This is a genomic window from uncultured Dialister sp. (assembly GCF_937959425.1).
Classification (GTDB): domain Bacteria; phylum Bacillota; class Negativicutes; order Veillonellales; family Dialisteraceae; genus Dialister.
In genome coordinates, this window is record NZ_CALGPS010000058.1 from 1 (window position 1) to 8420 (window position 8420).

Consider the following 8420-nt stretch of genomic DNA (forward strand, 5'->3'; position numbering starts at 1 on the left):
CTATAACAGGCATAAAAAATTCTATAAAAGAAAATATCTTAAATGTGGTATTCAAAAATTTTTGGTATTAAAAAGGAACGTTTCCTTGCATTCAGTGGTGAATTGTAGTAAAATTTATCTTTGCAACCGTTCCTTTTTATTTATTTATATGTTATATATTAAGGCTTTAAGGAAGGGAAACCTTCCCGGAAGTCCTGTTTTGAAACGAAAGGGTGAGGCGAGGAATGCCCAAAAGCAAGATGTTCAGACCTGTGCAGGTTGGTAAGAAGAAGAGATACACCTATGCCAGATCACAGGAAGTCCTGAAAATGCCGCATTTGCTCGATCTGCAGACGAAGTCTTATGAATGGTTCTGCAGGGAAGGGCTGAAGGATGTATTTGCAGATATTTCCCCTATTGAGGACAGCGCGCACAAGTGGGCGCTGCATTTTGGCGAATACTATTTCGGCAAAGGCAAGTACAATATCGAGCAGTGCAAGGCGAAGGATGTCAATTATTCTGCTCCTCTCTATGTGAAGGTGCGCCTGGAAAACAAGGAGACCGGAGAACTGAAGGAACATGATCTTTTCATGGGTGATTTCCCGGTTATGACTGACACCGGCACTTTTATCATCAACGGTGCTGAACGTGTCATCGTATCCCAGCTGGTCCGCTCTCCCGGCGTGTACTACAAGAAGGAAAGGGACGCTTTCGATAAGGAAATCTACAGCGCCCAGCTCATTCCAAACCGCGGCGCCTGGATCGAACTGGAGTCCGACCCTGCCGGTTCCATTTCCGTCCGCATCGACCGTAACCGCAAGATGCCGGTGACCGTGCTTGTCCGTGCTCTGGGCTATTCTTCCAATGAAGAAATCCTGGATCTTTTCGACCATGATATCCACATCGAAAAGACTTTGGACAAGGATAATACCACGGACCGCAAGTCCGCTCTTATTGAAATTTATCACAAGCTGCGCCCCGGTGAACCGGCTACGGAAGAATCGGGCACCACACTGCTTAACAATTTCTTCTATGATCCCCGCCGTTACGATCTGGCGAAAGTTGGCCGCTACAAGCTGAACAAGAAGCTGTCCTGGAGAAACCGTCTTCTGGGACACAAGACCGAAGGTCCTATCGTGAACCAGGAAACAGGGGAAGTGGTGATTGAAGCCAACAGCCTCATCGATGAAGATGCTATTGCAAGGATCGAGGAAAGCGGCGTATTCTCTTCTTTTGACCAGGTGGAAGTGATGACCCAGAAGGATGACGGCACGCCTGTCAAGGTCATCTGCTCCTCCGGCAACAGGGAAGATAATTACCGTATCCTTGAACGGTGCGACATTATCGCCTGCATCGATTACCTGCTGAACATGATGCAGGGCTACGGCAAGAGCGACGATATCGACCATCTGGGCAACCGCCGCGTCCGCTGCGTAGGGGAACTTCTGCAGAACCAGTTCCGCATCGGTCTTACCCGTATGGAAAGGGTTGTCCGCGAAAGAATGACCACCCAGGACCAGGACAAGATGACTCCTCAGGCTCTGGTGAATATCCGCCCGGTAGTGGCAGCGATTAAGGAATTCTTCGGATCCTCCCAGCTGTCCCAGTTCATGGACCAGACAAACCCGCTGGCTGAGCTGACCCATAAGCGCCGTCTGTCCGCCCTGGGCCCGGGAGGTCTGTCCCGTGAAAGAGCAGGGTTCGAAGTCCGCGACGTACATTACTCCCATTACGGCCGCATGTGCCCGGTAGAAACCCCTGAAGGTCCGAACATCGGCCTGATTTCCTCTCTTTCCAACTACGGTATCATCAATAAGTACGGCCTCATCGAGACCCCGTACCGCATCATCGAAAAGAGCGTGGACGAAAAGACCGGCGAAAAGGAATACCATGTGACTGACGAAACGAAGTACGTCACCGCTGATATTGAAGAAGACAAGATCATCGCCCAGGCTTCCGAACCGCTGGATGAACAGGGCCATTTCATTCATAAGAATGTGGCCAGCCGCCGCGGCCCGGACGTACTGGAAGCGGAACCGGAAGAAGTGGACCTGATGGACGTATCTCCAAAGCAGGTTGTCTCCATCGGTACATCCCTCATTCCATTCCTGGAACACGATGATACGAACCGTGCCCTCATGGGTGCCAACATGCAGCGCCAGGCAGTGCCGCTGCTCCGTCCGGAAGCGCCTCTCGTAGGCACCGGCATGGAATGGGTAGCCGGCCAGGACTCCGGCGTCTGCATCCTCGCCAAGAGGGGCGGCACCGTGGAGAGAGTCACCGGCCGCCAGATCATTGTCCGTGCGGACAATGGGGAACTGGATACCTATGACCTGATTAAATTCATGCGTTCCAACCAGTCCACCTGCATCAACCAGCGCCCCACCGTATTCAAGGGCGAAAGGGTGGAAAAGGGCGATACCCTGGCTGACGGCATGGCCACCGATCAGGGCGAACTGGCCCTGGGCCACAATGTGCTGGTAGCCTTCGTATCCTGGGAAGGGTACAACCACGAAGACGCCGTTCTGATTTCCGAACGCCTCTGCAAGGATGACCTGTACACCTCCATCCACATTGAAGAATATGAATGCGACGCCCGCGACACCAAGCTGGGCGAAGAAGAAATCACCCGCCAGCTGTCCTCCGTTTCCGAAGACGCTGTGAAATACCTGGATGAAAACGGTATCATCATGGTAGGCGCCGACGTACGCCCCGGTGATATCCTGGTAGGCAAGGTCACCCCGAAGGGCGAAACCGAGCTCACTCCGGAAGAGAGACTCCTTCGCGCCATTTTCGGCGACAAGGAAAGAGAAGTCCGCGATACTTCCCTCCGTGTTCCTCACGGCGAATTCGGCAAGGTGGTGGACGTCAAAGTCTTTACCCGTGAAAACGGCGACGAACTGGCTCCCGGCGTGAACAAGCTGGTCCGCGTCTACATCGCCCAGAAACGTAAGATCCGTGAAGGCGACAAGATGGCCGGCCGTCACGGCAACAAGTGCGTATGCTCCCGCATTATGCCGGTGGAAGATATGCCCTTTACCCCCGACGGACGTCCTGTGGATCTGGTACTGAATCCTCTGGGCGTACCGTCCCGAATGAATATCGGCCAGATCCTGGAAATCCATCTGTCCTGGGCCTGCCATATGCTGGGCGAAGAAATCCGCGCAGCCCTGGCAGCAGGAGAAGGATCCGCCAAGTATGAAGAAATGAAGAAGCGCCTCATTGACTGCGGCTATGATTTCGACAAATACGGCATGCCTGAACCCACAGAGTCCGGCATCCACATCGCAACCCCCGTCTTTGACGGCTGCCGCGATGAAGACCTGGCAGCAACCTTAAAGGCGGCAGGTCTCCCGGCTAACGCAAAGACTGATCTCTATGACGGCCGTACCGGTGAAAAACTGGACAACCAGGTCACCATCGGCTGGAAATACATGCTGAAACTCCATCACCTGGTAGACGACAAGATCCATGCCCGCTCCACCGGCCCGTACTCCCTGGTTACCCAGCAGCCTCTGGGCGGCAAGGCACAGTTCGGCGGCCAGCGCTTCGGCGAAATGGAAGTCTGGGCACTGGAAGCCTACGGCGCAGCCTACACCCTGCAGGAAATCCTGACAGTGAAGTCCGATGATGTCATCGGCCGTGTGAAGGCTTATGAAAAGATTGTGAAGGGCGAAAACATTCCGAGCCCCGGCGTTCCGGAATCCTTCAAAGTCCTCATGAAAGAACTGCAGTCCATCGGTCTGGACGTACGGATTCTCAATGAAAACGGAGATGAAGTGGTACTGAAGGAACTGGACGAAAGCGACCTGGAACAGGGCTACGGCGGCGGCGAACGCTGGCACCGGGACGAAGTGAGAGAAGCCATGGAAGGGGACAGTGCAGTCACTGAATCCAGAAATGCCATGGAAACATCCATGAACGGCGGCGAAGCTGCTGTAAGCAACGATGTAGCCTCCTTCAACGACACCCTGGAAGCGGAAGCCAATGCTCCTGCCGATGAAGAAGCAGGATTTGGAGAAACGGATATGAACAATGAAACCGGCCACAGCGATGGCCAGGATGAATAAACCCGGAAAGGAGAAGAACCCAATTGTTAGATGTAAACGAATTTGATTCCATGAAAATCGGTATCGCCTCTCCGGAAAAGATCCTTGAATGGTCCCACGGCGAAGTCACCAAGCCGGAAACCATCAACTACAGAACCCTGAAGGCGGAAACCGACGGTCTCTTCTGCGAAAAGATTTTCGGACCAACCAAGGACTGGGAATGCAAATGCGGCAAGTACAAGAAAATGCGCTACAGAGGTACCATCTGCGACAAGTGCGGCGTAGAAGTCACAAGCTCCAAAGTACGCCGTGAAAGAATGGGCCACATTGCCCTTGCCTGCCCGGTTTCCCACATCTGGTATTTCAAAGGCACCCCTTCCCGCATCGGACTGATTCTTGAAATCTCCCCCCGTCAGCTGGAAAGAGTCCTCTATTTCGCAGCCTACATTGTCCTTGATCCCGGCAGCACCGACCTCCTGAAGAAACAGGTGCTGAACGAACAGGAATACCAGGACGCTGTGGCTAAATTCGGCCCGGGCTCCTTCAAAGCCCAGATGGGTGCAGAAGCCATCCAGAAACTCCTGAAGGAACTGGACCTGCCGAAACTGGAAGCTGCCCTTAAGAAGGAAATCGAAGAAGGCAGCGGCCAGCGCAAGGTCAGATGCATCCGCCGCCTGGAAGAAGTGGAAGCCTTCCTCCACTCCGGCAACAAACCGGAATGGATGATCCTCACCGTTCTTCCGGTCATCCCGCCGGACCTTCGTCCTATGGTCCAGCTGGACGGCGGCCGTTTCGCCACCTCCGACCTGAATGACCTGTACCGCCGCGTCATCAACAGAAACAACCGTCTTAAGAGACTGATGGAACTGGGCGCTCCGGAAATCATCATCCGCAACGAAAAACGTATGCTCCAGGAAGCAGTGGATGCCCTCATCGATAACGGCCGCCGCGGCAGAGCCGTATCCGGCCCGGGCAACCGCCCCCTGAAGTCCCTCTCCGACATGCTGAAAGGCAAGCAGGGCCGTTTCCGCCAGAACCTCCTCGGCAAACGTGTGGACTACTCCGGCCGTTCCGTAATCGTCGTAGGTCCTGAACTGAAAATGTACCAGTGCGGTCTGCCGAAAGAAATGGCTATCGAACTGTTCAAGCCATTCATTATGCACGAACTCATCAAGAGAGGCGTGGCAAGCAACCTGAAGGCAGCCCGTAAGAAAGTGGACAAGCTGGCTCCCGAAGTATGGGACGTGCTGGGCGATGTCATCAAAGAACATCCGGTACTCCTGAACCGTGCACCTACCCTTCACAGACTGGGCATCCAGGCCTTCGAACCTATCCTCTGGGAAGGCCGCGCCATCAAGCTGCATCCTCTGGTATGCCCCGGCTACAACGCCGACTTCGACGGCGACCAGATGGCCTGCCATCTGCCCCTGTCCGTGGAAGCACAGGCAGAAGCCAGAACCCTCATGCTTTCCATTAACAACATCCTGTCCACCAAGGACGGCAAACCGGTAGCCATTCCTTCCCAGGATATGATTCTGGGATCGTACTACCTCACCATTGTGGAAACTGCCAACGATGCGAAAGTCGATTTCACACCGGAAGAAAAAGCAGCAAACCCCAATGCGAAGTTTGACCCCATGAAACAGTGGAAAAAGGCAGAAGACGAAATGGATACCTCCCGTCTCCACGCCTACACCGGATACGACGAAGTCATGCTGGCCTATGCCCTCCATGAAATCCGTGTCCACGATTTCATCAAAGTCCACATCCCCAAAGAAGACCGTCCCGACGGCTTCAATGAAGATGATAAAGACCTGGTCATCACCACCCCGGGCCGCCTCATTTTCAACTACGCTATTCCGAGAGAACTCCGTTTCTTCTACAAGCGTCATGAAAAGAGAGTAGACGAAAACGGCAATACCTACGAAGTAGTGAACAACGGCCTGGGTATTACCATCGGCAAGAAGCAGATGGGCAAACTGGTCAATGACTGCTTCAAGAAACTGGGCTTCAAAGCCACCGGCGACCTCCTGGACTCCGTGAAGGCCCTGGGCTTCCACTACGCCCTGGTTTCCGGTATTTCCATCGGTATCTACGACGTAGCCGTACCGCCTGAAAAGGACAAAATCCTGGAAGACGGCGACGAAAAGGTTGAACAGATTAAACGGTTCTTCCGCCGCGGCCTCATGACCGACGACGAAAGGTACAGAAGAGTGGTCGAAGTATGGAGCAAAAAGACAGACGAAGTAGGCGCTGCCATGAAGAGCTCCATGGTAAAATTCAACCCCCTGACCATGATGGCCCAGTCCGGCGCCCGTGGTAACGATAACCAGATCAGACAGCTGGCCGGCATGCGCGGCCTTATCGCCGATACCTCCGGTAAGACAGTAGAACTGCCGGTTAAGGCAAACTTCCGCGAAGGCCTGACAGTCCTCGATTACTTCACCTCCTCCCACGGCGCCCGTAAAGGTCTGGCCGACACCGCCCTCCGTACGGCAGACTCCGGTTACCTTACCCGCCGTCTGGTAGATGTATCCCAGGACGTCATCGTCCGTGAAGAAGACTGCGACGTACAGGTACTGAACTTCGACAGGGAACAGAGCATCATCGCCTCCCAGCCGGAAGTAAAGAACCGCATTATGACCCTGAAGCCCCATCTCCTGGGCGCCGTGCTTGACGAAGACGTACTGGACAGAAGAAACGGACAGATCCTCCTCGTCAAGGGCAAGACCCTGGACGCCGACGATGTGACCCTCCTGAACCACCACCTGGTGGAAGAAATCAAGGTCATCATCCCCTCCGCCGAAGGCGAAGAAGCGGAACAGCAGCAGACCTTCAACCTGGGCACCACCGACGCCGTGGCTGAATACAACCGGGCCATGCGCCACCATCTCACCGTCCACTTCGCAGGAAAGAAACTGGAAGAAGACGCACTGGATAGAAATGGCAATGTAGTCCTCCCGGCAGGCACCGAAATCACTCCGGAAAATGCAGAAATCATCCTGTCCTCCGACATCCCCCTCATCAAAGTCCGCATGGACCAGATGGAAGGCGTGGAAGTCAGCAAGATCGAAGAAAACGGACAGCCCATCGAATCCCTGGCAGACCGTATCGCCGGCCGCTGCCCGCTGGAAGATGTAGTAAATCCGGACACCGGTGAAATCATCGCTAAGAAGAACGAAGAAATTACCGATGACCAGGCAGCTGAAATCGAAAAATACTACGACAAGCTGAAAGTCCGCTCCATCCTCACCTGCCGCTCCGCCCACGGCGTATGCGCTAAGTGCTACGGCAGAAACCTGGCTACCGGCCGTCACGTGGAAATCGGCGAAGCCGTAGGCATCATTGCCGCCCAGTCCATCGGCGAACCGGGCACCCAGCTCACCATGCGTACATTCCATACCGGCGGCGTTGCTTCCGCAGAAGATATCACACAGGGTCTTCCTCGTGTCGAAGAATTGTTCGAAGCACGTAAACCGAAGGGCAATGCCACCATTTCCCGCATCGCCGGCACCGTAGCCATCACCTCCGCTGAAGACAACCCCAACGTCAAGGTCATCACCATCACCAACGATGAAGAAACGGAAAGCGAAAAGATTCCGGTAGCCAAGAAGATCTCCGTCCAGGACGGACAGCACATCGAAGCAGGCACCCGCCTCTTCGAAGGCAACGTGAACCCCCACGACATCCTGGCAGTTTTGGGCGTACAGGCTACCCAGAACTACATCGTTAAGGAAGTCCAGAAAGTATACAGAAGCCAGGGCGTAGAAATCAACGACAAACACATTGAAATCATCGTCCACCAGATGCTCCGCAAGATCAAGATCCTCGATCCCGGAGACTCCGGCTGGCTCCCTGGCGAAACCGTGGATATCGTCGCATACCGCGGCACCAATGAACGCCTCGACGATGAAGGCAGAAAGAAAGCAGTAGGCGAAAACCTGCTCCTCGGTACCACCAAGGCAGCACTGGCTACCGACTCCTTCCTCTCCGCCGCATCCTTCCAGGAAACCACCAGGGTCCTTACCGAAGCCGCTATCAAAGGCAAGGAAGATCCCCTCCTGGGCCTCAAGGAAAACGTCATCATCGGCAAACTTATCCCTGCAGGCACCGGCATGTCCCGCTACCGCAAGCTCAAAGTGGTTCACAACGACGAACCGCCGGCAGCTCCTGCTGAAGCAGAATAAGTCAAAAAAACAGCTCCTTCATGGGGCTGTTTTTTTATTTGGTCTTCGGGCCCAAGGGGGCAAAAGGTTCACAGGGCTCAGAGGGCTGTGGTGGGCTCGCAGCCGCATAGCGGCTGGGATCGAAGATCGGGATCGAGGATTGGGGGAGCTGGCTTTCTCCCCACAAAACTTGCCCACCCCCGCATGCGGGGGTGGGGGGACCACG

The 8420-nt window shown here is 54.6% G+C and carries 3 protein-coding genes; all 3 read left to right on the forward strand.

The window, feature by feature from the left end:
• Positions 1–265: hypothetical protein (locus Q0482_RS02340; RefSeq protein ID WP_299142864.1), on the forward strand; the 265-nt coding region annotated here is incomplete at its 5' end.
• On the forward strand, positions 225–4049 hold the full coding sequence (gene rpoB / locus Q0482_RS02345; protein WP_366517980.1) for a DNA-directed RNA polymerase subunit beta: 3825 nt from the start codon (positions 225–227) through the stop codon (positions 4047–4049). The genes Q0482_RS02340 and rpoB, both read left to right, overlap by 41 nt.
• 23 nt (positions 4050–4072) lie before the next feature.
• Positions 4073–8215, forward strand: a complete 4143-nt coding sequence (rpoC, locus tag Q0482_RS02350; RefSeq protein ID WP_299142859.1) for a DNA-directed RNA polymerase subunit beta' — start codon at positions 4073–4075, stop codon at positions 8213–8215.
• Positions 8216–8420 lie beyond the last annotated feature (205 nt).

Bases quoted from the DNA above. Each gene is read 5' to 3' on its own strand.
- rpoB (WP_366517980.1), top strand. From the start codon at position 225: ATGCCCAAAAGCAAGATGTTCAGACCTGTGCAGGTTGGTAAGAAGAAG.